At 64.0% G+C, this 26,268-nt stretch carries 27 protein-coding genes; 6 read left to right on the top strand and 21 right to left on the bottom strand.

Translation table 11 applies throughout. The features are described from left to right. Window positions 1–98: 98 nt before the first annotated feature. Genes A3728_RS18665 through A3728_RS18655 form a run of 3 tightly spaced genes read right to left on the bottom strand, consistent with a single transcriptional unit; the run spans window position 99 to window position 3,752 of the window. Window positions 99–713: a VOC family protein gene (locus tag A3728_RS18665; protein WP_067927341.1), complete on the bottom strand. Its 615-nt coding sequence runs from the start codon at window positions 711–713 to the stop codon at window positions 99–101. Window positions 714–718: 5 nt separating this feature from the next. Then, window positions 719–2,848 (bottom strand): methylmalonyl-CoA mutase, encoded by a 2,130-nt coding sequence (gene scpA, locus A3728_RS18660; protein ID WP_067927336.1) that lies wholly within the window; start codon window positions 2,846–2,848, stop codon window positions 719–721. Further along, entirely contained in the window at window positions 2,811–3,752 is a 942-nt protein-coding gene (locus A3728_RS18655; RefSeq protein WP_067927333.1) for a hypothetical protein, read from the bottom strand. The genes scpA and A3728_RS18655 overlap by 38 nt, the downstream gene beginning before the upstream one ends. Before the next feature lie 169 nt (window positions 3,753–3,921). Here A3728_RS18655 and A3728_RS18650 point away from each other — a divergent pair, with 169 nt between their 5' ends. Beyond that, entirely contained in the window at window positions 3,922–4,407 is a 486-nt protein-coding gene (locus A3728_RS18650) for a DUF4174 domain-containing protein (RefSeq protein WP_067927330.1), read from the top strand. Window positions 4,408–4,464: 57 nt separating this feature from the next. Here A3728_RS18650 and A3728_RS18645 read toward each other — a convergent pair whose 3' ends face one another. The 7 genes from A3728_RS18645 to A3728_RS18620 form a co-directional block, all read right to left on the bottom strand. Continuing rightward, on the bottom strand, window positions 4,465–6,510 hold the full coding sequence (locus A3728_RS18645; RefSeq protein ID WP_067927327.1) for an acetyl-CoA carboxylase biotin carboxylase subunit: 2,046 nt from the start codon (window positions 6,508–6,510) through the stop codon (window positions 4,465–4,467). 361 nt (window positions 6,511–6,871) lie between these two features. Beyond that, window positions 6,872–7,219: a hypothetical protein gene (locus A3728_RS18640; RefSeq protein WP_067927324.1), complete on the bottom strand. Its 348-nt coding sequence runs from the start codon at window positions 7,217–7,219 to the stop codon at window positions 6,872–6,874. A gap of 72 nt (window positions 7,220–7,291) precedes the next feature. Further along, on the bottom strand, window positions 7,292–7,432 hold the full coding sequence (locus A3728_RS23540) for a hypothetical protein (RefSeq protein WP_201722206.1): 141 nt from the start codon (window positions 7,430–7,432) through the stop codon (window positions 7,292–7,294). 214 nt (window positions 7,433–7,646) lie between these two features. Further along, on the bottom strand, window positions 7,647–8,054 hold the full coding sequence (locus tag A3728_RS18635) for a DUF6497 family protein (protein WP_236628172.1): 408 nt from the start codon (window positions 8,052–8,054) through the stop codon (window positions 7,647–7,649). Further along, window positions 8,051–8,440: a cupin domain-containing protein gene (locus A3728_RS18630; protein ID WP_201722208.1), complete on the bottom strand. Its 390-nt coding sequence runs from the start codon at window positions 8,438–8,440 to the stop codon at window positions 8,051–8,053. Before A3728_RS18630 ends, A3728_RS18635 begins: the two co-directional genes overlap by 4 nt. Before the next feature lie 37 nt (window positions 8,441–8,477). Next, the gene (locus A3728_RS18625) at window positions 8,478–8,741 is read right to left on the bottom strand and encodes a DUF7218 family protein (protein WP_067927314.1); all 264 of its coding nucleotides are present in this window, start codon (window positions 8,739–8,741) and stop codon (window positions 8,478–8,480) included. 116 nt (window positions 8,742–8,857) lie between these two features. Beyond that, window positions 8,858–10,390 carry an acyl-CoA carboxylase subunit beta gene (locus tag A3728_RS18620; RefSeq protein ID WP_067927311.1) on the bottom strand — a complete coding sequence of 511 codons (1,533 nt, stop codon included), beginning with the start codon at window positions 10,388–10,390 and terminating at the stop codon, window positions 8,858–8,860. A 181-nt stretch (window positions 10,391–10,571) separates the two neighbouring features. On the opposite strand from A3728_RS18620, the gene A3728_RS18615 reads away from it, so the two are divergent. After that, entirely contained in the window at window positions 10,572–11,786 is a 1,215-nt protein-coding gene (locus A3728_RS18615) for a multidrug effflux MFS transporter (protein ID WP_067927308.1), read from the top strand. Window positions 11,787–11,877: 91 nt separating this feature from the next. Next, complete coding sequence (locus tag A3728_RS18610) at window positions 11,878–13,278, top strand: helix-turn-helix domain-containing protein (RefSeq protein ID WP_067927305.1); 1,401 nt, start codon at window positions 11,878–11,880, stop codon at window positions 13,276–13,278. On the opposite strand, the gene A3728_RS18605 is transcribed toward A3728_RS18610, so the two are convergent. The 7 genes from A3728_RS18605 to A3728_RS18575 all read right to left on the bottom strand — a co-directional run bounded on the left by A3728_RS18605 (window position 13,279) and on the right by A3728_RS18575 (window position 20,972). Then, a complete protein-coding gene (locus tag A3728_RS18605) occupies window positions 13,279–13,971 on the bottom strand; it encodes a thermonuclease family protein (protein WP_067927300.1) in 693 nt (230 codons plus the stop codon). A 79-nt stretch (window positions 13,972–14,050) separates the two neighbouring features. Beyond that, a complete protein-coding gene (gene betA / locus A3728_RS18600) occupies window positions 14,051–15,709 on the bottom strand; it encodes a choline dehydrogenase (RefSeq protein WP_067927297.1) in 1,659 nt (552 codons plus the stop codon). Between the two features lie 63 nt (window positions 15,710–15,772). Then, window positions 15,773–17,230: a betaine-aldehyde dehydrogenase gene (gene betB / locus A3728_RS18595; RefSeq protein ID WP_067927294.1), complete on the bottom strand. Its 1,458-nt coding sequence runs from the start codon at window positions 17,228–17,230 to the stop codon at window positions 15,773–15,775. 48 nt (window positions 17,231–17,278) lie between these two features. Beyond that, window positions 17,279–18,787: a choline-sulfatase gene (gene betC, locus A3728_RS18590; RefSeq protein ID WP_067927291.1), complete on the bottom strand. Its 1,509-nt coding sequence runs from the start codon at window positions 18,785–18,787 to the stop codon at window positions 17,279–17,281. Beyond that, the gene (gene betI, locus A3728_RS18585) at window positions 18,784–19,359 is read right to left on the bottom strand and encodes a choline-binding transcriptional repressor BetI (RefSeq protein ID WP_067927288.1); all 576 of its coding nucleotides are present in this window, start codon (window positions 19,357–19,359) and stop codon (window positions 18,784–18,786) included. The genes betC and betI overlap by 4 nt, the downstream gene beginning before the upstream one ends. Window positions 19,360–19,432: 73 nt before the next feature. Further along, complete coding sequence (locus A3728_RS18580; RefSeq protein WP_067927285.1) at window positions 19,433–20,335, bottom strand: DMT family transporter; 903 nt, start codon at window positions 20,333–20,335, stop codon at window positions 19,433–19,435. Between the two features lie 37 nt (window positions 20,336–20,372). Continuing rightward, the gene (locus A3728_RS18575) at window positions 20,373–20,972 is read right to left on the bottom strand and encodes a LysE/ArgO family amino acid transporter (protein ID WP_067927282.1); all 600 of its coding nucleotides are present in this window, start codon (window positions 20,970–20,972) and stop codon (window positions 20,373–20,375) included. Window positions 20,973–21,179: 207 nt separating this feature from the next. Here A3728_RS18575 and A3728_RS18570 point away from each other — a divergent pair, with 207 nt between their 5' ends. Continuing rightward, the gene (locus tag A3728_RS18570; RefSeq protein ID WP_067927279.1) at window positions 21,180–21,422 is read left to right on the top strand and encodes a hypothetical protein; all 243 of its coding nucleotides are present in this window, start codon (window positions 21,180–21,182) and stop codon (window positions 21,420–21,422) included. Between the two features lie 40 nt (window positions 21,423–21,462). Here A3728_RS18570 and A3728_RS18565 read toward each other — a convergent pair whose 3' ends face one another. Continuing rightward, the gene (locus A3728_RS18565) at window positions 21,463–22,203 is read right to left on the bottom strand and encodes a YebC/PmpR family DNA-binding transcriptional regulator (protein WP_067927276.1); all 741 of its coding nucleotides are present in this window, start codon (window positions 22,201–22,203) and stop codon (window positions 21,463–21,465) included. Window positions 22,204–22,359: 156 nt separating this feature from the next. Continuing rightward, window positions 22,360–22,785: a group I truncated hemoglobin gene (locus tag A3728_RS18560; protein ID WP_067927273.1), complete on the bottom strand. Its 426-nt coding sequence runs from the start codon at window positions 22,783–22,785 to the stop codon at window positions 22,360–22,362. A gap of 252 nt (window positions 22,786–23,037) precedes the next feature. Between A3728_RS18560 and A3728_RS18555 the strand changes: the two genes are divergently transcribed. Together A3728_RS18555 and A3728_RS18550 are read left to right on the top strand one after the other, a co-directional pair. Further along, the gene (locus tag A3728_RS18555) at window positions 23,038–24,810 is read left to right on the top strand and encodes an SLC13 family permease (RefSeq protein ID WP_067927270.1); all 1,773 of its coding nucleotides are present in this window, start codon (window positions 23,038–23,040) and stop codon (window positions 24,808–24,810) included. Window positions 24,811–24,901: 91 nt separating this feature from the next. After that, the gene (locus A3728_RS18550) at window positions 24,902–25,762 is read left to right on the top strand and encodes a bile acid:sodium symporter family protein (RefSeq protein WP_067927267.1); all 861 of its coding nucleotides are present in this window, start codon (window positions 24,902–24,904) and stop codon (window positions 25,760–25,762) included. Window positions 25,763–25,900: 138 nt separating this feature from the next. Here A3728_RS18550 and A3728_RS23280 read toward each other — a convergent pair whose 3' ends face one another. Both A3728_RS23280 and A3728_RS23275 read right to left on the bottom strand, forming a co-directional pair. After that, on the bottom strand, window positions 25,901–26,059 hold the full coding sequence (locus tag A3728_RS23280; RefSeq protein WP_161487229.1) for a hypothetical protein: 159 nt from the start codon (window positions 26,057–26,059) through the stop codon (window positions 25,901–25,903). A gap of 2 nt (window positions 26,060–26,061) precedes the next feature. Continuing rightward, the coding region (locus A3728_RS23275) for a hypothetical protein (RefSeq protein ID WP_161489600.1) at window positions 26,062–26,268 on the bottom strand (207 nt) is incomplete at its 5' end.

Below are 26,268 nucleotides of genomic sequence, written 5' to 3'. Positions count from 1 at the left end.
CTTGAGCTGGTTGGTGAAGGTGAAAAGGCTGCCCGCGATCATGCCGTTCCAGATCGACGCGATGGCGGCGGCGTCTTCCGGTTTGGCGGCCCGGATGCTCACGCCAGCGTCCTTTCGCCGCGGGGGGTCGCGAAGCGTGCCGAGAGCGTGGCCGCCCCCGCCGCGATGTCGATACGGGCATCTGTCAGCAGCGGGGCCAGAAAGCTGCGCAGCGCCGCGCCCTCGGGATGACGGATGGAAAGCTGCAACAGCCTGCAGTTGGAAGGGGCGAGCCGCTGGGCAGGATGGCCGCCGCCGGTCCATTGGATGAGCGCGGGGGCGAGGTTGTCGAAGGGCAGCCGCCCCTCCTCGGGCACCGACATGCGCCAGCGCAGATCCCCGCGTTGCAGATCGACGGGCCGCCCGAAGCCGTCAGGCAGACGGGCGAGTGCCGCATCGAGGTCATCGCAGCGGCAGATCCAGTTCGTGAGCCGCGCAGGCCCGGAAAAACGGTCGAGGTCGAACCAGCGCGCCCGATCCGGTGCCGGGGCATCCGGGTCGGCGGCGATGGCTTCCAGATAGAGCCCGTCCGCCAGCCCCAGAAGCCGATTGTGTGTGCCGAAGACATCATGCCTGCCCCCGGGCTGCAGGATCACATCCAGCGCCGTTTCCGCATGGGCGCGCGCCGCGGCGAGGTCTTCGCCCGCCACGGCCAGATGATCGAGGCTGAGCATCCTTTCTATCCGCGCGCTTCGCGGATCAGTCGCAGGATATCCTGCGCGGCGGAGGGGATGTTGGTGCCCGGCCCGAAAATCGCCTTCACCCCGGCGTTGTAAAGGAATTCGTAGTCCTGCTGCGGAATGACCCCGCCGCAGATGACGAGGATGTCCTCAGCCCCCGCATCCTTCAGCGCCTTCACCAGTTGCGGCGCGAGCGTCTTGTGCCCCGCCGCCTGACTGGAAATGCCGATGACATGCACGTCGTTGTCCACGGCGTCCTGTGCGGCCTCTGCCGGGGTCTGGAACAGCGGGCCCACGTCCACGTCAAATCCGATATCGGCAAAGGCGGTGGCGATCACCTTGGCACCCCGGTCGTGGCCGTCCTGCCCCATCTTGACCACCAGCATGCGCGGGCGGCGGCCTTCGGCTTCGGCGAATTCCTCCACCGATTGCTGGATGGCGGCGAAGCCTTCGTCGCCTTCGTAGGCGGCACCGTAGACCCCCGCGAGCGTCTTGACCTCGGCGCGGTGGCGTCCGAATTCGTCTTCCATGGCCATGCTGATCTCTCCTACCGTGGCACGGGCGCGGGCGGCCTCCACCGCCGCTTCCAGCAGATTGCCGCCTTCGCGGGCGCGGCGGGTCAACTCGTCCAGCGCGGCACGGCAGGCGGCGTCATCGCGTTCCTCGCGGATACGCTTGAGCCGGGCGATCTGGCTTTCCCGGACGGCGACATTGTCGACATCGAGGATGTCGATCGGGTCTTCCTTGTCGCGGCGGTATTTGTTCACGCCGACAACGACTTCGGTGCCCCGGTCGATATTGGCCTGACGGGTCGCCGCCGCCTCTTCGATGCGCAGCTTCGGCATGCCGGAGGCGACCGCCTGCGTCATGCCGCCCATCTCCTCCACCTCTTCGATCAGCTTCCATGCCGCTTCGGCCAGATCATGGGTCAGCTTTTCGACGTAGTAGCTGCCCGCCAGCGGGTCCACGACATTGGTGACGCCGGTTTCCTCCTGCAGGATCAGCTGGGTGTTCCGCGCGATCCGGGCCGAGAAATCCGTGGGCAGGGCGATCGCCTCGTCCAGCGCGTTGGTATGCAGCGATTGCGTACCGCCCAGAACCGCGCTCATCGCCTCATAGGCGGTGCGCACGACGTTGTTGTAGGGGTCCTGCTCCGACAGGCTGACGCCACTGGTCTGGCAATGGGTGCGCAGCATCGACGACTTGGGATTCTTCGGCTCGAACTCCGACATGATACGCGACCACAGCAGGCGTGCCGCGCGGAGCTTCGCCGCCTCCATGAAGAAGTTCATGCCGATGGCGAAGAAGAACGACAGCCGCGGCGCGAAGCGATCCACATCCATGCCCGCCGCGATGGCGGTGCGCACGTATTCGCGCCCGTCCGCCAGCGTAAAGGCAAGCTCCTGCACGAGGTTCGCGCCCGCTTCCTGCATGTGGTAGCCGGAAATGGAGATCGAATTGAACTTCGGCATGTGGTCCGAGGTGTATTCGATGATGTCACCGATGATCCGCATCGATGGTTCGGGCGGATAGATATAGGTGTTGCGGACCATGAACTCCTTGAGGATGTCGTTCTGGATCGTGCCCGACAGCACCGAACGGTCATGGCCCTGTTCTTCGCCCGCGACGATGAAACTGGCGAGGATCGGGATCACCGCGCCATTCATCGTCATGGAAACGGAAACCTTGTCGAGCGGGATGCCATCGAAGAGGATTTTCATGTCCTCCACGCTGTCGATGGCCACGCCTGCCTTGCCAACGTCACCCTCCACCCGGGGGTGGTCACTGTCATAGCCACGGTGGGTCGCGAGGTCGAAGGCCACCGAAACGCCCTGCTGCCCGGCGGCCAGACCCCGGCGGTAGAAAGCGTTGCTTTCCTCGGCGGTGGAGAAACCGGCATATTGCCGGATCGTCCAGGGGCGACCGGCGTACATGGTGGCCTTGACGCCCCGGGTGAAGGGCGCCTGCCCCGGGATACCGCCGAGGTGGTCGACCCCTTCCAGATCCTCGGCCGTATAGAGCGGCTGCACGTCGATGCCTTCCAGCGTGTGCCAGGTCAGATCCTCGACGGGTTTGCCGCGCAATTCGCCTTCAGCCAGATTGCGCCAGGTGTCTTTGTCGGAAGTCATGTTCGTGTCCTTTTTCGGGGCCCCGCGCCGGTGCCGGGATAGGGGTGGCGGGGCGCAGTGGAATCTCTGCCAGGGTGGCCAGACCATCCGCCCCGGCGGCAAGCCAGTGCAGATCGTCCGCGTAGGTCTCGCGCAGCGCGGCTGTCTGGGCCGGGCTCAGCGGTTGCCAGCGGCCCTCGCCCTCGCCCAGTCGCAGCGGGCAATCGCCGCGTTCGTGCAGGATGGATCGCAATCGATGGATGTCCGGTGCCCGGTTCAAGAGATCGGCGCTGTCGCAGCGCGGGGCATTCAGCACGCCGCAGGGTTGCAACATCGCCTCTGGCCGGTCGCTGCAGCGTTCGAAGGGCAGGACGATGATTTCCGCCCCCGGCATGGCGCAGGCGAGGTCGGTCACGACGTCGCGCCATGTGCGCGGGCTGGTTGCCATGGCGGCGCAGGTCGCCTGGGAGGGCAGCGCATGCCCCCTGCCCGTCAGATGCGCCGCGACTGATGCCCACCACAGATCCTGTGACCGGACGGTCAGGACAACCCTGCCGATGCGCTGGCCGAAGCTGTCGGAAATGCGCGCCAGACGCTCCCCCGTAGCTGGATAGAGCGCCCGGGCGCGCATACACTGCGCCATACTGTCGAGCAGGTTCGGATCGCTGACGATGAGGCGCTGCAGCCCCGTCCGCTCTCCCCGCTTGAGTTGCAGAGCGATCCGGCCGCGGGCGCGCCGCTGGCAATCCCGCCCCGGCAGGGTAAGCGGGCCGGGAAAGACCCCCGGCAGCACCGAGGTCCGCACCCGTTGCGGCCCCCAGTAGCCGATCCCCTGTTGCGCCAGCCAGCCTTGATTGGCGCGCATATATTGCTGAAAGGTCGTCGTGCCGGTGCGATGCGCCCCGACGTGTAAGGTGATGTCCATGATGATCAGGCCCGGTTCGTTGCATGCGACCGCCCCAGCCGGTCGGAATACGGGGTAGAACCCCGATCATGCCGCGATCTCCGTTGCCCTTGGCTTAACGCAGGGTTGCACGCGGTGCCGCATCGCAATCCCGGCCAAACCCCCTATATTGGGGGCAGGAGGAATCGAGTTGAAAAACGTCCTGATCCTGTGCCTCGCCGGGCTGTTGGCCGCAGGCGCCACGGCGCAAACCGTTGCGGCACCCGGCAATGAACCGATTGGCACCGAAGCCGCAGATCCAACCTTTCGCCCCGCCGACATGGCGGACCTGAGCGAATTCCTGTGGCTGAAGCGCCCCGTGCTGGTCTTTGCAGACAGCGAAAACGATCCCGCCTTCGCAGAGCAGATGGAACTGCTGTTGGAAGGCGAAGGCCAGTTGATCGAACGCGACGTCGTCGTGCTGACCGATACCGACCCCGCCGCCCGCAGCGCGTTGCGGCTGAAGATGCGGCCCCGCGGGTTCATGCTGGTCATCGTCGGCAAGGACGGGCAGGTGAAGCTGCGCAAGCCCTTCCCTTGGGACGTGCGGGAAATCACCCGCAGCATCGACAAGATGCCGATCCGCCAGAAAGAGATCCGCGACGCAAAGGAACGCTCGGGCACCATTCTGGAATGACGGCGCGGGGCGACGCCCACGCTGTCTTTCACGTTATGCGCCCCGCCCCGCATGGGGTTATTCGAACTCCATGATCACGTCATCCACGGCGAGCGAGTCGCCCGCGCTGGCGTTGACCTTGGACACGACGCCCTTCTTTTCCGCGCGCAGGATATTCTCCATCTTCATCGCCTCGATGGTGCAGAGCGCCTGACCCTCCTGCACCTCGTCGCCGACCTCGACCTCCAGCTTCACGACGAGGCCCGGCATCGGGCAGAGCAGCATCTTGGACGTGTCGGGCGGCAGCTTTTCGGGCATCAGCCGCGCCAGTTCGGCCTGACGGGGGGTGCGCACATGCACCTTCAGGTCCGCCCCCCGGGTGCGAATGCGGAAGCCTCCCGAGATCTTGCCGACTTTCATCACCAGCGGCGTGTCCTCCACCTGCATTTCGGCCAGCTGGTCGCCCGGCGTCCAGCCGCCGCTGACGCGCAGTTCGGTGCCGTCGGCAAAACGCACGCTGGAGCCGGAGGGATCAGCCGCGATCGTCACGTCGAACGAATTGCCCTGAAGGGTCACATTCCATTCGCTGCCGACCTTGCGTTCGTGGTTGTCCATCCGGCCTGACACGCGGGCGCGGCGAATTTCGGCCACACGGTGCATGGCGGCGGTGGCGGCGGCGATCCGGCGCAGTTCGGCCTCCTCCAACGTGACGCCTTCGAAACCGTCTGGATATTCCTCGGCGATGAAGGCGGTTGTCATGTCGCCGCTGACGAATTTCGGGTGATCCATCACCGCCGAGAGGAAGGGCAGGTTATGGCCGATGCCTTCGACCTCGAAACTGTCGAGTGCGACGCGCATCCGCTCGATCGCCTCGGACCGGGTCGGCGCCCATGTGCAGAGCTTGGCGATCATCGGATCGTAATACATGGAAATCTCGCCGCCTTCGTAGACTCCGGTATCATTGCGCACGGCCATGTCACCGGCGGGGGCATCCCCCTGCCAGGTCCCCTGCTCCAGCAGCGGACCGGCGGCGACCTCCTGCGGGGGGCGGTAGCGGGTCAGCCGCCCAATGGAGGGCAGAAAGCCGCGATAGGGATCTTCGGCGTAAAGCCGGTTCTCGATGGCCCAGCCGGTCAGCTTCACGTCACCTTGGGTCATCGACAGCTTTTCGCCATTGGCGACGCGGATCATCTGTTCGACCAGATCGACCCCGGTGATCAGTTCGGTCACGGGGTGTTCCACCTGCAGGCGGGTGTTCATCTCAAGGAAATAGAAGTTGCGGTCGCCGTCGACGATGAATTCCACCGTGCCCGCGCTGGTGTAGCCCACGGCCTGCGCCAGTGCCACGGCCTGTTCGCCCATCGCCTTGCGGGTTTCTTCATCCAGAAAGGGGCTCGGCGCTTCTTCGACGACCTTCTGGTTGCGGCGCTGGATCGAACATTCCCGTTCGCCCAGATAGATGCCGTTGCCGTGGCTGTCGCAAAGCACCTGAATTTCGATATGGCGCGGCTGGGTCACGAACTTCTCGATGAAGATGCGATCATCGCCAAAGCTGTTCGCCGCTTCGTTCTTGGAGGATTGATACCCTTCGCGCGCCTCGGCGTCGTTCCAGGCGATGCGCATACCCTTGCCGCCGCCCCCGGCGGAGGCCTTCAGCATCACGGGGTAGCCAATCTCGTTCGAGATTTTCACCGCCTCGTCCGCATCCTCGATCAAGCCCATATAGCCGGGCACCGTGCTGACGCCCGCGTCCTGCGCGATTTTCTTGGAGGTGATCTTGTCCCCCATCTTTTCGATCGCGCCCTTGGGCGGGCCGACAAAGGCGACGCCCGCCTCGGCCAGCGCCTCGGCGAACTTTGCGTTTTCCGACAGGAAGCCGTAGCCCGGATGCACCGCTTCGGCGCCGCTGTCGCGGATCGCCTGCATGACCTTGTCGATCACGATATAGGACTGGTTCGCCGGGGGCGGGCCGATGTGCACGGCTTCGTCCGCCATCTGTACATGCAACGCCTGCGCATCCGCGTCCGAGTAGATGGCCACGGTCGTGATGCCCATCTTGCGCGACGTCTTTATGACGCGGCAGGCGATCTCGCCCCGGTTGGCGATCAGTATCTTCTTGAACATGCGGTGTCCTTTGCTTGGGGCAGACGCGAGGCGCACGGGGGGCGCCCGCACCGGCCAAATGCCGGTCGAAGGGTCTGCGGGGTTGTCTGAATGATCGGAATGAAACGAAGGCGGCGCGCCATCGGTCGGCCTGCGGGACCGGCGGGCAAAAAGACGGGCGGTGCGACCGCCTCTCCGGTCGACCGCCCGTGAGAGGAAGGGGTATGGTCTTGGTCAGCCGCGCCCCGAAGCAAGGTGCACAGGAACCCGGACAGGTCGAGCCTGCATGCAGCACCTGCCCGCGCCAAGCGCGGGGTGGCGGGCCGCACGGCATCGGCCAACTGCCGCCGGGGCGACGGCCCGATGGGCAACAAGCCGCCGATCACGATTCAAACGCCTCGGGAAAGGCCGCCCGGGCGGCGTTTTCATCGAGCACCAGCAGGGCTTCGTAATCGGCGGGATCGAAGGGATCGGTGGCGGGCAGAACCTCCCGCCCGAAGAGCCACGAAAGCCGCCCGGCATCCAGATTGCCACGTTCGAAGGGTTCGTTCCCGAACGCCTCCCAGAGGGCCTTGACGAAGGCGATGTCGGCACGGCGGTCAGGGCCACGGCGATCCGAGCGGCGCTCGCGCCGGGTCAGCGGGGTGACGCCACGGGGATTGGCGCGTCTGATAGTGAATTGATAATCCGTACCCGGAAGCCGGCCGGGGAACCCGCGATGCTTCAGCATGGCGCCACCCGGATATGGTGGCGCAGGCGGGGGAGGTTCAGGACAGGCGCGAACGCCTGTCCTGCAAAGGTATTACTTGAACTTGCCTGTGAAGACGGGCTCGACCGTGATGGGCTCGGGCTCGACGACGACAAATTCTTCTTCGGGTGCTGCGCAAGCAGCGATCGTCGCAACGAAACCCATTGCAACCAGTGTTTTGATGCTCTTCGACATCTAAGTCTCCTGTCACTGTTTATGGGGCTTTTTTTCACGACACATACCGTGAGCCCCGATTCTGAGGTAAGGGATACTTGGGTATTCCTCGGGCACACAATATGCCATGCGCCTAGGGATTGATACCAGATCATGCGCAAACGGCAACTATGTGTCTTCAAAGCCTCAATCGGCGAAGATACCGCCGACAAAGGCCCCATATCTGGTATCAGCATCACAGACCTTCCCAGATACAGATTTCATCAACGACCCGAAAAGCTTCGAAAAATTGGGTCGCTTCGGGGTCGGGCTCACCGAATTCGGTGGCCCGGTCGGACAGGGAGACGACGATGACGTCGCCTTCCAGTTCGAAGTCCGACATGTATGGAAGCGCGAGCGCTTCGCATAGGTATTCGAAATCCATTTCCGCCTGCGCGTAATCGACCGTTCCGCCCTCCCGGGCGATTTGCGGCGCGATGAATCGGAAGCGCAGCCAGGTCTCTGCGCCGAGGTCATCGATAAGGACTTCCTGAAGCTGCACGGGCTGGCCCGAGGGCACCTCTATCGGGGCGTCGGACGCCGCGGCCCCCTGCCCCGCAAAGAGGGTCAGAAGCATGAGAGAAAGGTACGCGCGATGCCTCATGGTGCTGCGACCTCCGCCGTGGCGAATTCAGCGGGTGAGGTGATTTCCAGCAGCTCCAGATCGTCCGAATGACGGATTTCGCGGTGCCGGATGCCGGGTGGCTGCAACACGCTGGAACCCTTGTGCAGCATCTGTTCGCCCGCGTCCTCGTACTCGAAGACGACCCAGCCGTTCAGGATGAAAACCATTTGGAAATCAAGCTCATGGGTATGCCATGTGGCGGGGCTTTCGGCGCCGGGGACCGCCCGGATCACATGGGCGCCGAAGCTTCCGCCGGTGGCTTTCGCGATGCCCAGATCGCGGTATTCGAAGAACGGGCGCAGCCCGGCACCTTCAAAAGGGGAGGTATCCGCGTGGGACACGACGAAAGCCTGATTTTGCCACATGCGCCCGCTCATAAGCGCCCCCGCAGGGGCACGACGGTCAGTGGTTGCGCAAAGCGTCGATCAACTCGTCCTTGTCCATGTCCGAGCGACCGTCGATGTCCAACTCCTGCGCGCGATCGTAGAGCTCTTCCTTCGTCCAGTCCTCGTAGGGGGATTGCTTGCCGCCCTTCTCCGACGGGTGCTGGTCGTCGTTCGCTTTCGCATTCGCGATGCGCGCGGCCTTTTCCTTCGAGGCCCCATCCTCGCGCAGGGATTCGTAGGTCTCGTCGTCCTTGATCGAACTTCCGTGATTCTTTGCCATTACATCCTCCTTTACCGGGAAACGCCAAAGGCGTTCCGGCGGTTCCCCGGGTTTCGACCCGGGGTGGCAGGATATTTCCAGAAAGGAAGGGCATGGGGCAGGCGATCTCAGAGGGGTCAGAGGGGGATGTTGTCGTGCTTTTTCCACGGCGTCTGGACCTTCTTGTTCCGAAGGGACGCAAAGGCACGCGCGACGCGCTTGCGGGTGGTGCGGGGCTGGATCACCTCGTCGATGAAGCCGCGTTCCGCCGCGACGAAGGGATTGGCGAAACGGTCTTCGTAATCCTTCGTGTGCTGCGCGATCTTTTCCGCATCGCCCAGATCCTTGCGATGGATGATCTCCGTCGCGCCCTTGGCGCCCATCACGGCCACTTCGGCGGTGGGCCAGGCATAGTTGAAGTCGGACCGCAGATGCTTGGACGCCATCACGTCATAGGCACCGCCGTAGGCCTTGCGGGTAATGACCGTCACCATCGGCACCGTCGCCTCACCATAGGCGAAGAGCAGCTTGGCCCCGTGTTTGATCACGCCGCCGAATTCCTGGCTGGTGCCGGGCAGAAAGCCTGGGACGTCCACCAGCGTCAGGATCGGGATTTCGAAAGCGTCGCAAAAGCGCACGAAACGCGCCGCCTTGCGGGAACTGTCGATATCGAGGCAGCCCGCAAGCACCATGGGCTGGTTCGCCACCACGCCGACGGTGCGGCCTTCGATCCGGATGAAACCGGTCACGATGTTCTTGGCGAAGTTTTCCTGGATCTCGTAGAAATCGCCCTCGTCCCCGAGCTTCAGGATCAGCTCCTTCATGTCGTAGGGCGTGTTCGCATTGGCCGGCACCAACGTGTCGAGCGACGGCTCGATACGCTCGGGGTCGTCGAAGAAGGGCCGCACCGGGGGCTTGGCGCGGTTGTTCGCGGGCAGGAAATCCACCAACCGGCGCACTTCGGCCAGCGCTTCGACGTCATTTTCGAAGGCCGCGTCGGCCACGCTCGATTTGCGGGTATGGGTGCTGGCCCCGCCAAGCTCCTCGGCGGTGACGACCTCGTTGGTGACGGTCTTGACCACGTCTGGGCCGGTCACGAACATGTAGGAAGTGTCCTTCACCATGAAGATGAAATCGGTCATCGCGGGCGAATAGACCGCCCCGCCCGCGCAGGGGCCCATGATGACGCTGATTTGCGGGATGACGCCCGACGCCTCGATGTTGCGCTGGAAGACTTCGGCATAGCCCGCAAGGCTTGCTACCCCTTCCTGGATACGCGCGCCGCCCGAATCGTTGATGCCGATCACCGGGGCGCCGTTCTGCACGGCCATATCCATGATCTTGCAGATCTTCTGGGCATGGGTTTCCGACAGCGAGCCGCCGAAGACCGTGAAATCCTGACTGAAGACATAGACGAGACGCCCGTTGATCGTGCCCCATCCGGTCACCACCCCGTCGCCCGCGGGCTTTTGCTTTTCCATCCCGAAGTCGGTGCAGCGATGGGTGACGAACATGTCGAATTCTTCGAAGCTGCCTTCGTCCAGCAGCAGGTCGACCCGTTCACGCGCCGTCAGCTTGCCGCGCTTGTGCTGGGCGTCGATCCGCGCCTGACCACCCCCCATACGCGCCTCTGCGCGCCGGCTCTCAAGCTCTGTCAGAATGTCCTTCATCGCACGCCCCTGTTGTCGCATCCGTTCATTTCGGCGCACTCTACCCAAGGGCGCGGGCGGGCCAAAGGGGATACTTGCAAATTTGCAAAAACTTTCCACTGCTATTTGCGAATAATGCAAATAAGCAAAGTATTCTCCCGCCGGATGGACAAGGCCGCGAGGTCAGCCTACTTGCATATGCATGAATAATCCTGTCCGCGTGCAGTTGCTCGACCGCAGCACGCCCCCCCACATTTCCACGCTCATCCTGCTGGCAGGCATGTCCGCGATGGTGATGAATATCTTTCTGCCCAGCCTTCCGCAGATGGCAGAGTACTTCGGCACGACCTACGGGGTCATCCAGCTTTCTGTGCCGCTCTATCTTCTGTGCAGTGCCATCGTGCAGCTTTTCATCGGGCCGGTCAGCGACAACCTTGGCCGCCGGTCGGTCATGCTCTGGGGGCTGGGGCTGTTCCTCATTGCCACGCTGGGCTGCATATTCGCGCCGACCGTGGAAATCTTTCTGCTCTTCCGGATGATGCAGGCGGTCGTGGCCGTGGCCATGGTGCTCAGCCGTGCGGTGATCCGCGACCTTTACGAACAGGACAGGGCAGCGTCGATGATCGGCTATGTGACCATGGGGATGGCGCTTGTGCCGATGATCAGCCCCGCCGTCGGCGGCGCGCTGGACGAGGTCTTTGGCTGGCACTCGACATTCTGGGCGATGTTCGTGATCGGGGCCGCGATCATGGCTCTGTGCTGGTTCGATCAGGGAGAGACCGCGCGCCATTCCGGCAAGACGCTGATGGAGCAGTTCCGCGAATATCCCGAACTTTTCCGCTCACCCCGGTTCTGGGGCTATTCGATGGCCTCAGCGCTCTGCTCGGGGGCGTTCTTCGCCTACCTCGGCGGTGCCCCCTTCGTGGGGAGCGAGGTCTTCGGCATGTCGCCCTTCTGGCTGGGTCTCGCCTTTGGCGCGCCGGCGATCGGCTATTTCTTCGGCAATTTCCTGACCGCGCGGCTGGCCACAACCTTCGGGATCAACCGCATGGTGCTCTGGGGCTGTGTGTCCAACGTGGTGGGCGGGACGCTTTCGCTGCTCCTCTTCATGGCGGGCTACGGCACGCCGCTGACCTTCTTCGGGCTGATGACGCTGGTGGGCCTTGGCAACGGGCTGTGCATTCCAAACGCCACGGCGGGAATGCTTTCCGTGCGCCCACACCTCGCGGGCACCGCCTCTGGCTTGGGCGGGTCGATCATGATCGGCGGGGGCGCGGGGCTCGCGGTGCTGGCGGGTGCGCTGCTGAAGCCCGGCACGGGCGCCTATCCGCTGCTCTGGATCATGCTGATCACCGGCATCGCCAGTGTCGGCGCGATCTGGACCGTCATCTGGCGGGAACGCAAACTGGGGATCTGATCCTCTCCCCCAGCCTGACCGGTCCGGCTTGCGCCCCGGGTTTTGCAAAGCTAGGTTCGCCTGACTGCAAATCTGCAAAGGCCGGAACAGCATGGCGACGCAAAAGCTCTACGCCGGGGCAAAGCTGCGCGAATTGCGCGTGCGGCTCGATCTGACGCAAAAGGATTTCGCCGCCCGGCTCGGCGTTTCCCTGCCCTATCTGAACCAGATGGAGAACAACAACCGCCCCGTCAGCACGACGGTGGTGCTGGCGCTTGCCTCCGAATTCGGGCTCGACGTGACCGAACTGTCTTCGGGCGACAGCGAGCGGTTGGCCAGCGACCTGCGCGAAGTGCTCTCCGATCCGGTCTTCGCGGGCCAGATGCCCCCCATGGCGGATGTGCGGCTTGCGGCCTCCAACGCGCCGGCGCTGGCCCGGGCCATGCTGGCGCTGCACCAGCAGTACCGCCAGACCCACGAGCGCCTCGCCTCGCTGGACGAAGCACTGGGGCGCGAAGATGCCCGCGTGTCCCCCAGCCCATGGGAAGAGGTGCGCGATTTCTTCCACTATTGCGACAATTACATCGACGCGGTGGACCGCGCGGCGGAACGGTTTGCCGCCCGCGATGCGCAAAGCGGCACGATCCGCGAGCGGGCCGTGGCCGCGCTGGAGCAAGCGGGCATTTCCACCGTTTTCACAGATGCCGATACGCTGCGCCATTTCGATCCCGACAGCCGCAGGCTGCACATATCGCGCACCGCACCGGCGGATTCCCAGACCTTCCAGATCCTGCTGCAACTGGCGCTGACCCGGCAGAACGACCTGATCGAGGCAACGCTGGACCTAGCCCGTTTTCACAGCCCCGAGGCGCGGGACATCGCGAAAATCGGCCTCGCCAATTATTTCGCCGGGGCGGCGCTGCTGCCCTATGGCGCGTTTCTGGAAAAGGCGCGGGCCTGCCGCCACGATCTGGAGGTGCTGGGCAGCCATTTCGGCGCCTCCATCGAACAGGTCGCCCACCGGCTTTCGACGCTGCAGCGCCCGGGGGCCAAGGGTATCCCCTTTTTCTTCGTGCGTGTGGATCAGGCGGGCACGATCACCAAGCGCCATTCAGCGACCCGTCTTCAATTCGCGCGCTTCGGCGGCGCCTGCCCGCTGTGGAACGTGCACCGGGCCTTTGAAATCCCGGGCCGCTTCCTGCGGCAACTGGCGGAAACGCCCGATGGCGTGCGCTACATCAGCCTGGCGCGGGATGTGACGAAGCCCGCGGGCCGCTTCGGGGCGCCGGTGCGGCGCTATGCCATCTCGCTGGGATGCGAGGTGCGCCATGCGGGTGCGCTGGTCTATGCGGACGGGCTGGACCTGCGCCGCGACGGAGCTTTTGAGCCCATCGGCATATCCTGCCGCATCTGCGAGCGGCGCGATTGCCACCAACGCTCCGTCCCGCCGCTGGAGCGGCGTCTCGTGGTCGATCCGAACCGGCGCGACACGCTGCCCTACCGAGTGGAGTGATCAGCGCCGCGCCGCGCGCCAGCCCGCCGCCCGCGCAGCGGCCGCATCGCAGAACCACCGTTCGCCCTTTGCGGTGTTGATCGCGGTCCTGTCGTAATCGCGCTGACCCGGGACATGGTAGATACGTTCGCCCTTGCCGTTGATGTTGCCCTTGATCACGCACCCCCCGGCGGGCGGGGCCGGGACAGGCTTTGCCTCTGCCCGCGCGGCGCGGCGGAAGGCCGCTGGCCGGTCCGCCGTCACCCCGTGCAGGCCGACACCCGCGACAAAGGCGGCCTTTTCGTCGAGATCGTAGTCCATGGAATAGCGGCGGAAGGCATAGGCAAGACCGTCCCGCACGAGCGTCCGCCCAACATCCACCCCATCGGTGTCATAGCACTTGGCAACGCTGCGGCCATAGCGGTCCTGCTCGATCACCTCGCAGCGCAGCATCTGCCCCTGATAGCGGCGCGTCACTTCGCGGGTAACTTCCGCGCCACATTGCAGCGTGGCGCCGGAGGGCGTGGTGCAGGGCTGATCCTTTTCGGGGGCGTCGATCCCGTGCGAGCGGACGCGGACATCGGTGATGACGAAGGTATCGCCATCCAGAACGCGCGCCGGTCCGGTCAGAACTCCGCCCTGCTGTGCAAGGGCGAAGAACGGTATCCAAGATACTGATAATACGGAAATAATCCGTGATAAACTGACACCCATACAGGCAGTATGCGCCGCCGCCGGAAAGGCGGCAACGCAAAATGTTAACGAAGGTTAACAAAAGATGAGGACACGCCGCCTAGCGCTGTGCCACCTGCCAGTTCGGATGCATCCAGGGTTCCTCGTTGGACCGCGGCAAGGGCGTCTTGCCGAGCAGATGATCGCTCACCTTTTCGCCCACCATGATCGATGGCGCATTGAGATTGCCATTGGTGATGCGGGGGAAAATCGAGCTGTCGGCCACCCGCAAGCCCTCCACACCGATGACCCGGGCCTCCGGGTCCACCACGGCGTCGGGATCATCCGCGCGGCCCATCCGGCAGGTGCCACAGGGGTGATAGGCGCTTTCGGCGTGTTCGCGAATGAAGCTGTCAATCTCATCATCCGATTGCAGATGCGCCCCGGGCTGGATCTCGTGCTTCACGAAAGGCTTGAACGCCTCCTGCTCGAAGATCTCGCGGGTCAGCCGGATGCAGGTGCGGAATTCATCCCAGTCATCGGGGTGGGACATGTAGTTGAACCGGATGCGGGGATCGGCCAGCGGGTCGGCGGACCGCAGCGTGACATTGCCGCGCGACTTGGAACGCATCGGACCGGTATGGGCTTGGAAACCATGGCCCTCGGCTGCGGCCTGCCCGTCGTAGCGCACGGCGATCGGCAGGAAATGATATTGAATATCAGGATATTCCACGCCGGGCTTCGAGCGGATGAAGGCCGCGCTCTCGAACTGGTTCGACGCGCCCATGCCCCGCTTGAAGAACAGCCATTGCGCGCCGATCACGGCTTTCGACAATAGGTTCCAATGCTTGTAGAGCGTGATCGGCTGGCTGGCCGCCATCTGGATATAGACCTCCAGATGGTCTTGCAGGTTCTCCCCCACGCCGGGGCGGTCGGCCACCACGTCGATCCCGTGTTCCGCCAGCTGCGCCGCCGGACCGATGCCCGACAGCATGAGCAGCTTGGGCGAGTTGATGGACGAGGCCGCCAGCACCACTTCGCGCTCGGCCCGGATGACCTCCACCGCGCCACCGCGGGACACCTCCACACCGGTGGCGCGCCCGTCCTCGATCACCACCCGGCGGGCCAGCGCGCGGATGACCTTGACGTTGCCGCTGCGCTGCGCGGGCCGCAGATAGGCATTGGCCGCCGACCAGCGCCGCCCGTTCCAGACGGTCTGTTCCATCGGGCCGAAGCCTTCCTGTTTCTGACCGTTGTAATCCTCCGTCACCTCGTAACCGGCCTGGCTTCCGGCCTGCACGAAGGCATCGAACAGCGGATTCTGCCGCGGGCCACGGCTGACGTGCAGCGGCCCGTCGGTGCCGCGCCACGCCGGGTCGCCGCCATGGCCGCCGTCGTGCCATGTCTCCATCCGCTTGTAATAGGGCAGTACATCGGCAAAGGCCCAGCCCTGCGCGCCCTGCTCTTCCCAGTGGTCGAAATCCTTCGCATGGCCGCGCACGTAGACCATGCCGTTGATCGACGACGACCCGCCAATGACCTTGCCGCGCGGGCAGACCAGTTGACGGTTGCCGAGGTTCGGCTCCGGCTCCGACTTGTAGCCCCAGTCATAGCGGCGCATGTTCATCGGGTAGCTGAGCGCGGCGGGCATCTGGATGAAGGGGCCCATGTCGGTTCCCCCATGTTCGATGACGATGACGGACCGCCCGGCCTCGGCCAGTCTATAGGCGATGGCACAGCCAGCGCTCCCCGCGCCGACGATAACAAATTCCGCATTCATCTCAGTTACTTTCAGGTCGTTCTTGAATCTGTTTCGCAGGGGCCATGGACCAGTGCCAGGGGATCAAAACGGTGCCTCGACATCGTCCATCCGCACGAAGACGGACTTCAGCTGCGAATAATGTTCGATCGCCGCCTTCGAGTTTTCCCGACCCACACCGGAATTCTTGGAGCCACCGAATGGCGCCTCGACCGGGGCGTCGTTATAGGTGTTGATGTAGCAGGTCCCCGCCTCGAACCGCGCGGCGACCCTGTGCGCGCGCGTCAGATCATTGGTGAAGACCCCCGCCGCGAGGCCGAATTCGGTATCGTTGGCGCGCGCGATCACCTCTTCTTCGTCCTCGAAATCGAGCACCGCCATGACGGGGCCGAAGATCTCTTCGCGTGCGATGACCATGTCATCGGTGACATCGGCAAAAACGGTGGGCTGCATGTAGAACCCGTCCCGGTCGATCCGCGCCCCGCCATAGGCCAGCCGCGCGCCTTCGGCCTTGCCCTTTTCGACGTAGTCGAGCGCGATCTGCATCTGCCGCTCGGACACCATCGGGCCGAAGCTGGTATCGGGATCCATCGGATCCCCGATCACCGCCTTGTCCAGCCGTTCCGCCAGACGGCTCAGGAACTTTTCCTTGATGTCGCGATGCACGAAGACCCGTGTGCCGTTGGAGCAGACCTGACCGGAACTGTAGAAGTTACCGAGGATCGCGCCGCCGATGGCATTTTCGATATCCGCGTCTTCGAAGACGATCAGGGGGGATTTGCCGCCAAGTTCCATCGTGACATGTTTGATCCCCTCGGCGGCGGCGGCATAGACCTTGCGCCCCGTGGGCACCGACCCGGTCAGCGACACCTTGTCCACGCGCGGGTCCGTCACCAGCGCGGAGCCTACTTCGCCCATGCCCTGCACCACGTTGTAGAGCCCTGCCGGAAGACCTGCCTCATGCAGGATCTCCGCCACCTTGAGCGCGCTCAGCGGCGTCGTCTCGGACGGTTTGAAGATCATCGCATTGCCACAGGCCAGCGCGGGCGCCCCTTTCCAGCAGGCGATCTGGGTCGGATAATTCCATGCGCCGATGCCGACGCAGACGCCAAGGGGTTCGCGCCGGGTATAGACCCAGTTTTCACCCAATTGGATATGCTCGCCCGTGAGCGTGGCGGCCATGCCGCCGAAATATTCGAGCGCATCCGCCCCGCTGGTGGCATCGGCGACGGATGTTTCCTGATAGGGTTTGCCGGTGTCGTAGGTTTCCAGCACCGACAGGTCATGGTTGCGTTCCCGCAGGATATCCGCGGCGCGGCGCAGGATGCGGCCCCGCTCCGTCCCCGACATGGCGGCCCATTCGGGCTGGGCGCGTTTCGCGGCAGCAATCGCCTGTTCGACGATGGCGGGCGTGGCCGCATGGACCTGCGCGATCTTTTCGCCGGTCGCGGAATAGATCACATCGATCGGCGTGCCTTCGGTATCCTCGACATAGGCTCCGTCGATGAAATGGCTGGCTTTGGGTTGCGTATCGTAGGGCATGGAAAACTTTCTGCCTCCGGCGGGAGTATTTTCAAAAGGGTGAAGGGATCATTCGCCGCGAGGGAAGCGCCTGCTTTCCTCCAGCACGTTCAGATCCATGTGGTTGCGCATGTATTGTTCGGACGCGAGGCGCAGCGGCTGGTGGTCCCACGGATAGTAGCCGCCCTGGCGCAGGGCCTCGTAGACGACCCAGCGGCGGGCCTGGGACTTGCGCACATCCGCATCGAAGGCATCGAGATCCCAGCGTGCTTCGGACTTGGCGCGCAGGGTCTGGCGCGTGCCCTGATGGTCGGGATGTTCGGCGAGGTTGGTCAGCTCATGCGGATCGGCCTCCAGATCGAAAAGCTGATCGGGGTCGAGCGCGCAGCGGTTGAACTTCCATTTGCCGTAGCGCAGCGACACCATGGGCGCATAGGAGGCTTCGGCGGCGTATTCCATCGCCACGGGTTCGGTCCGTTCCTGCCCCTGCCCCATGGGCACCAGCGAGGTGCCCGTGGTCCATTCCGCGACCTCCGCCATGGAAACGCCCGCCAGTTCGCAGAGCGTCGGGCAAAGATCGATGGTGCTGACGGCTGTGGTCTGCAGCCCCGGTTCCATCTGCGGGGCGGCGATCATCAGCGGTACGCGGGACGAGCCTTCGTAGAAGGACATCTTGAACCACAGGCCGCGTTCGCCCAGCATGTCGCCGTGGTCCGACACGAAGACGACGATAGCTTCCTGCCGGGTGTCTTCCATCGTTTGCAGCAATTCGCCGATCTTGTCGTCGAGATAGGACAGATTGGCGAAATAGGCCCGGCGCGACCGTTCGATATCCTCTCGTGTGATGTCGAAGCTGCGCCAGTCGTTCGCGTCGAAGATCCGTTGCGAATGGGGATCCTGGTCTTCGTAGGGGATGGCCGGCACCTGCGGGTGCAGATGTTCGCAGCCCTCGTAAAGGTCCCAGTATTTGCGCCGCGCCACGTAAGGATCATGCGGATGGGTGAAGCTGACGGTCAGGCACCAGGGCCGGTCATCCGCCGTGCGGGCCAGATCGTAGATCTTGCGATTGGCCTGGTAGGCGACCTCATCGTCGTAATCCATCTGGTTGGAAATCTCGGCCACGCCCGACCCGGTGACCGACCCCATGTTGTGATACCACCAGTCGATCCGTTCGCCCGGCTTGCGGTAATCCGGCGTCCAGCCGAAATCGGCCGGGTAGATGTCGGTGGTCAGCCGCTCTTCGAAGCCATGAAGCTGATCGGGGCCGACGAAATGCATCTTGCCCGACAGGCAGGTGTGATAGCCCGCCCGGCGCAGGTGATGGGCATAGGTCGGGATGGAGGAGGCAAATTCCGCCGCGTTGTCATAGACCCCGGTGGCCGAAGGCAATTGCCCCGACATGAACGCCGCCCGCCCCGGCGCGCAGAGCGGCGAAGCGGTATAGGCGTTACGGAACCGGGTGGAGCGTTCGGCCAGCGCCCGCAGGTTCGGCGTATGCAGCCAATCGGCGGGCCCGTCGGGAAAAAGGGTGCCGTTCAGCTGATCCACCATCAGGATCAGGATATTCGGACGGGTCATCGGGGGGCCTTCAGCAACAGATCAAGCGTCGACAGCGCACTTTGCAAGGCAGCCTTTGCGCTGCCGCGATTGGACAGGGCCGCGCGCAGGTAAAGACCGTCGATCAGGGCGGCCAGCGTTTCGGCATCCGCTTCGGGCTGATCGCTGATGGGGCGCAGCGAATGGGTCAGGTTGGACCGCAGCCGCCGTTGATAGCACCGCAACAGGCGCCTTGTTTCATCACTGGTGCGCGAGGCGGCATAGAGCGTCATCCATGCGTTCACCGTGGCGGGGGCGAAAAAGGTTTCATCGAAGCTCGCCTCAATGATCGCGGCCGCACGGTCGCGCGGGGTGGTCGCCTTTTTCAGGCGGCTGCGGACCTCTGCCCCGTATTCAGACAGGATGTGGCGCATGGCCGCGAGGAAGATCTGGTCCTTGCCGCCGAAGTAGTGATGCGCCAGCGCCGTGGACATCCCGGCCCGGCGCGCGATCTGTCCCACGGTCACGTCAAGCGAATGGGCCGCACCGATTTCCGCGATGGTCGCCTTGACCAGCGCGGACCGGCGAATGGGTTCCATTCCGACCTTCGGCATGTGGGATTCGATCCTTCGGCTGTGGTCTCCTCAGGATACTAGGTCATTTATTGACCCGTCAATCAAGAAACTCTCAGACCTTCGTGGCGTGGCTCGGCGGGGTGATCTGGCGGTTCAGCATGGCTTCGCGCCATGTGATGAAGGTGACAGAGGCTAGGATCACGGTCCCACCCAGCACCACCCAGATATCGACGGGTTCGGCAAAGGCGACCGCGCCCAACAGCGTCGCCCAGAGCAGCTGAAGGAAGGTCACGGGCTGGGTCACCGTGACCGGTGCGGCCGCGAAGGCAAGCGTCATGGTGAAATGCCCCGCGGTGGCAAAGAAGGCCACTGCCGCGAGGATGAAGATTTCGGTCACCGTGGGGGCAATCCATACAGGCGCGGCGAAAGGGGCAAGGCCCAGCGTCACGAAAACCGACAGGAGCGCCACAATTACGGCGGGCTTCACCTCATCCGCGAGCACCTTCGCCAAGAGGTAGGATCCGGCGAAGACCACGGCAGCAAGCAGCATCGCCAGATGCCCCATGCTGACTTCCCGAAAACCAGGGCGCAGGATGATCGCCGCCCCCAAAAGCCCCATGCAGACCGCCGCGATCCGCCGCGCGGCCAGCTTTTCACCCAGAAACACGGCGGCGCCGAGGGTTACGTAGATGGGCGCGAGGTAGTTCATCGCGGTGACTTCCGCGATGGGAATGCGCGTCATCGCGAAGAACCACAGGATCACGCCCAGGGAATGAAAAAAGCCGCGCAGGGAGAAGAGGCCCCATTGCCGCCGGCTGAGGCCCGCGGTCCTCAGGCTGCCGATGGCGGGCAGCAGAAACACCAGCCCCATGGCATAGCGCAGGAACGCCGCCTCCGCCGCCGGGAGGCGCGGCCCCATGTATTTGACCAGTGCCGTGACCGCGATAAAGCAGACCCCGGTCACCAGCATCCAGAAGATACCCTGTACCGGGCGATGGGGCAGCGCTGTCGTCATGGCCGGACCATTTCGCAAAGCCCCGGCAAGGGCAAGGTCACATCAGCAGAAGTTTCGCCGCGATGGCCCCCATGGTCAGGGCGATCAGCGCATCGAGCACGCGCCAGCTGACGGGGCGCGCGAAAAGCGGCGACAGCAGCCGCGCGCCATAGCCCAGCGCGAAGAAGAAGGCGAAGCTTGCCAGTACCGCCCCCACCCCGAACGCCAACCTGTCGGGATATTGCGCTGAGATCGACCCCAGCAGCACGACCGTATCCAGATAGACATGCGGATTGAGCCATGTCAGCGCCAGTAGCGTGAGGATTGCGCGTCGCAGCGATGTTCCCCCCGTCGTATCGGCGGTCAGCACCTCGCCCCCGATCCAGGCGGAGCGGGCATTCCGGTAGCCATACCAGATCAGGAACGCCGCGCCGCCCAACCGCATCGCGGTTTCGAACCATGGCACCGCCTCGGCCAGCGCCCCGAACCCCGCGACGCCTGCCGCGATCAGCACCGCGTCGGAAGCGGCGCAGGTCAGGCAGACCCAGAACAGATGTTCCCGCCGCAACCCCTGCCGCAGCACGAAGGCATTCTGCGCCCCGATGGCGAGGATGAGGGTCAGCGACAGCGCGAAACCGGCGAGGAAAGAGGCGGACATCTTTGATTCTTCTCCGAAAACGTCGACTGCAGGGCTTTGCGTTTGGGTAAAGCTTCGGCCCCGAGGGCGCAATCGGAAGGTGAGCGCCAGCGCGAGGTACGCCGCCTTCTTTCACAGTTCCGACATTAACGTATCGGAAGCGCAATCAGCACTGGAAGACCGCAGATCGGCACCCTATGTGAAGCGCCTCACTACAGGACGATTTGAATGAAACCCGAGACCAAGAAGCTGGAAATCAGCCAGACCGAATTGAGCGTGATCGCAGACGCCTTGCAGACACAGCAGAAAATCTTGAACCTGCAGGCCGAAGCGGGCAAGCCGGAGGCCCGGCAGCGGCTCAACGCCGTCAAACGCCTGCTGGCGCGTCTTTCCCCGGCAGAAGCGAAACCGGCGCGCGGATGGCATCTGCCGATTTTCGCTTTTCCGAAACTGCGGCGCCTTAACGGCTGAACAGGCGGCGCCTCATTATTTGAGGCGCCTGCACATTTCTTCAGAGCTGGGCCATGACCTCGTCAGAGGCCTCGAAATTGGTGGTGACGCGCTGAACATCGTCGTCATCTTCCAGCGCATCGATCAGCTTCATCAGCTTTTCCATACCGTCGAGATCCATTTCCGTGGTGGTCGTCGGCTTCCACACCAGCTTGGTGGACGTGCTCTCTCCCAACTCGGTTTCGAGCGCTGTCGCCACCTCGTTGAGGTCGGTATCCGCGCACCAGATGACATGGCCGTCTTCGCTGCTTTCGACATCCTCCGCGCCCGCCTCTATCGCGGCCAGCATGACGGTATCCGCATCACCGGCATCGGCGGGGTACTCGATCTCTCCCTTGCGGTCGAACATGAAGCCGACCGAGCCGGTTTCACCCAGATTGCCGCCGTTCTTGGTAAAGGTGGAGCGCACGTTTGACGCGGTGCGGTTGCGGTTGTCGGTCATCGCCTCGACGATGACCGCCACGCCGTTGGGTCCGTAGCCCTCGTAGCGGATTTCTTCATAATCATCGCCCTCGCCCGCCTGGCTTTTCTTGATGGCGCGGTCGATGTTGTCCTTGGGCATGGACTGCCCCTTGGCTTCCTTGACCGCGAGCCGCAGGCGGGGGTTCTTTTCGGGATCCGGGTCGCCCATCTTCGCGGCCACGGTGATTTCCTTGCTCAGCTTGGAAAACAGCTTGGCGCGGACGGCGTCCTGACGCCCCTTGCGATGCTGGATGTTTGCCCATTTGGAATGGCCGGCCATGACGTCTCTCTGTGCAGTGTGGAGTTACGCGGGTCTATAGGTGCTGGCGGCTGCAAGGGCAAGACGACGGGGCATAAGCCGGGGCGCGCTGCGGACAAAGATGTGCCCCGCCCGCGAACGGACGGGGCGGAAGGCCCTGTTAATACCTTTTACAATTTACTTGGAGACGACCATGTCTTCGTAGCTGTCAATGATCGCCATGAACTCGTCAAACTCACGCTCGGGCACGTTCAATTGGTAAAGACTCGTCTTGATCTCTGTCCGGACCATGTCGAATTCACGCGCGGTGACGCTGAGATGAGCGTGGCTTTCGCGCATGTCACGGCCCGGATAGATCGCCGGCCCACCGGTTTCCTGTATCGACCACGCCGTCACGAGAAACTTGAACCCCGCATGGCCCTGCTGTTCGTGGAACTCGGCCACCTTCGGGTTCGAGTTGCCGAACTGGTTGACGTAAAGCCGGTCGACCAGATTGTCGACGGCGGCTGAAATGCCGTAAAGCCCGCCCAACCGGGCATAAAGGCTGTCGTCATTCGCGTCATAGGGCGCTTCTGCCGGGATGTCGGTAATCGTCTTCGTCATGGTTTCCTCCCCTGATCGAGGGCGCCTCCCCGCGCCCCGGTTGCACCGCCCGGGCGGGGCGGCTGTTGCGGTCCGATCCGCGGGTCGCATTCACCCGCGCCCGGATCGTCCGTTCCTGCGATCCGCCGGGCCACGGCCAATTGGATCACGCGTTATCATATCACGCGTGATTTATTTAGCATAGCTTTTCCTGCGCGCGCGCCCCGCGCATTTGTCGCGTGACCCCACCCGCGCCCCGCCGTATGGGAAAGCATGACTACAGATCAGATCATCCTCTTCGTCCTTTTCGGTGCTGTCTTCGCCCTGCTGCTCTGGGGGCGGTTCCGCTATGACCTCGTGGCCTTTGCCGCGCTCATGGCCGGCGTGGTGCTGGGTGTCGTGCCCAGCGAGAACGCCTTCGACGGGTTCGGCCACCCCGCAACGCTGGTGGTGGCGCTGGTGCTCGTCGTCTCAGCCGGACTCGTTCGGTCGGGGGCGGTGCTGCTGATCACCCGCACGCTCGTCGATGCTTCACGCGGGTTAGGGCGGCATATCGCGCTGATGGGTGCCATCGGCGGTGTGCTTTCGGCTTTCATGAACAACGTGGCAGCACTTGCCCTCTTGATGCCGGTGGACATCCAGACAGCGCGCAAGGCGGGGCGGATGCCCGGCCTCAGCCTCATGCCGCTCAGCTTTGCGACGATCCTCGGCGGCATGGTCACGCTGATCGGCACGCCGCCCAACATCATCATCGCCTCGATCCGCGAAGACGCGCTGGGCGCCCCCTTCCGCATGTTCGATTTCGCCCCGGTCGGCGGTGTCGCGGCCATCGCGGGCCTTGCCTTCGTGGCGCTGATCGGCTGGCGGCTGATCCCCGACCGGGCCGACGCCACCCTGCAGGCCGAGGATATCGCCCCCTATATCGCGGAACTGACAGTGCCCGAAGACAGCAAGCAGATCGGCAAACGCGTGCTCGACCTCTACGAGACGGCCGAGAAATCCGATGTCGCGATCCTCGGGCTGATCCGTGACGGCAAACGCCGATACGGTCAGTCGCGTACCGTCAAGCTCGCCGCGAACGATGCGCTGGTGATCGAAGCCACGCCCGAAGCGCTGGATGAATTCCGCAGCACGCTGGACCTGCACGTGGCGGACGCCGCGCGCGAAGAACGGCTGAACGCCGATGGCGAAGGGGTCGAGATCATAGAGGTTGTCGTTCCGTCGGATTCGCGGATGAACGGGCGCACGGCACAGGCCATCGGCCTCACCTGGCGCCAGCGGACGGTGCTGCTGGGCATTTCCCGGCAGGGGCGCAAGATCACCTCGCAGCTGCGCAAGACACAGCTGAAGGCGGGTGACATCCTGCTGCTGCTCGTACCGCGGGACACCGCCGCCCATGTGACGGACTGGCTGGGCGTGCTGCCGCTGGCCGACCGTGGCCTTGCGGTCACGGACAATGGCAAGGTCTGGCTCGCCATCGGCCTCTTCGGCGCCGCCGTCGCCGCGGCATCGCTGGGCCTCATCTACCTGCCCATCGCCCTTGGGCTGGTGGTGGTGGCCTATGTGCTGACCCGCATCGTTCCGCTTTCGGAACTCTACAGCCATATCGAATGGCCTGTGGTGGTTCTGCTGGGTTCCATGATACCGCTCGGCGCGGCGCTGGAGGCCTCCGGCGGCACCGAGCTCATCGCCGGGGCGCTCGTGGGCCTGACGGAGGGTTTCCCGGCATGGATCGTGCTGACCGTTCTGATGATCGTCACGATGACGCTGTCGGATGTGCTCAACAATACCGCCACCACCATCGTCGCCGCCCCCGTGGGGATCCAGATGGCGCAGACGCTCGGTGTGTCGCCCGACCCCTTTCTCATGGCGGTGGCGGTGGCCGCCTCCTCGGCTTTCCTCACCCCGATCGGGCACAAGAACAACACGCTGATCCTCGGCCCCGGCGGCTATTCCTTCGGGGATTACTGGCGCATGGGCCTGCCACTGGAAATCATCGTGGTGGCTGTCTCGATCCCGGCGATCCTCCTGTTCTGGCCGCTCTGACCTTACGTAGCGCGCCCCCGTCCGGCCATGGCGGCGCTTGCCCGGGCGGCGGTCAGCGCCTAGCGTCGGCGCAAAAAGCCGGAGGGACCCCATGGATTTGCTCATCAACGTCATACTGCCGCTGTCGCTGGCGATCATCATGCTGTCGCTCGGCCTCGGGCTGACCTTCGGCGATTTTACCCGTGTCGCCGCCCGCCCCCGGGCCTTCGCCATCGGCGCGCTGTCGCAGGTCGCACTGGTGCCCGCGGCAACGCTCGCGGTGATATTCCTTTTCGATATCAGAGGGGAACTCGCCGTCGGCATCATGCTGCTGTCCTTCTGCCCCGGCGGCGTGACCTCGAACATGCTGTCGAAACTGGCGCGCGGCGACGTGGCGCTTTCGGTCTCGCTGACGGCCGTCGTCTCGCTGTTGAGCATCCTGACAGTGCCGGTGCTGGCGGCATGGTCCGTGCGGCACCTGATGGGCGACGCGGGCCCGGAGGTTTCCGTCGCCGCGCTGGCCTTCGCCATGTTCCTCATCACCACGCTGCCCGTGGCACTGGGCGTTCTCTTCCGCCGGCTCGCCCCGAACGCGGCCGACCGCATCGAACCGGGCCTCAACCTGATAGCGCTGCTCCTGTTCGTGGTGATCGTGCTGGCGGCACTTGTGGGGAACTGGTCCGTCTTCGTGGCGAATATCGCGACCCTCGGCCCCGCCATGGCGACGCTGATGCTGGCGCTTCTGCTGATCGGGCTTCTGCTGGCCACGGGCTTCGCCCTGCCTTGGGCGGAACGCAAGACGATCTCCATCGAAACGGGGATCCAGAACGCCACGCTGGGCATCACCCTTGCCGCGCTCATCACCGGGCAGAGCGAGGGCTTCAGCACCATGGCCCTGCCCTCCGCCTTCTACGGGGTCAGCATGTACCTCGCCGCCCTGCCCTTCGTGGCGTGGTACCGTAGCCGGGGCTGATCGCCCACGCCTTCACCCTTACTCAAATACTCAATCCCCGGCGGATGCCGCCCGCGCAACCGACGGCAAAAGCTGAACGCCCCAACAAAAAAGGCGCGCCCCGCAGGGCGCGCCATATTCATTTCGATCCCGGTTGGATTACCAGACCCAGAAGCCTTCCTCGAGATCGTCCTGGATGTCTTCAGGCACCTTCGCCTCTTCCGGAGGGACATTCATCAGCGCCATCATGGCCCGTGCCCCATCTTCATCGTCGGAGCCGTCGTCGATCATCATCTCGGGATCGTCGCTGCCTGTCACGCTCAGCAACTCCCCCGACCATCATCGGAGTTGACGACCAGCTTCATCCCCGACAGTTCGATATCATCGAAGGACAGCGGACCATCGTCGGACCAGACGGTGAAATTGACCACCTTGTTGAAACCTTCGGAACTGTCGACGGCATTGCCGAAGGTCAGCCCCACATCGAACCCGGTTTCGGCCATAGAGCCATTGGCGAGTGTATTAAC

The organism is Sulfitobacter sp. HI0040 (assembly GCF_001634885.1).
Classification (GTDB): domain Bacteria; phylum Pseudomonadota; class Alphaproteobacteria; order Rhodobacterales; family Rhodobacteraceae; genus Sulfitobacter.
This window is presented reverse-complemented; position numbering and strand designations above follow the sequence as displayed.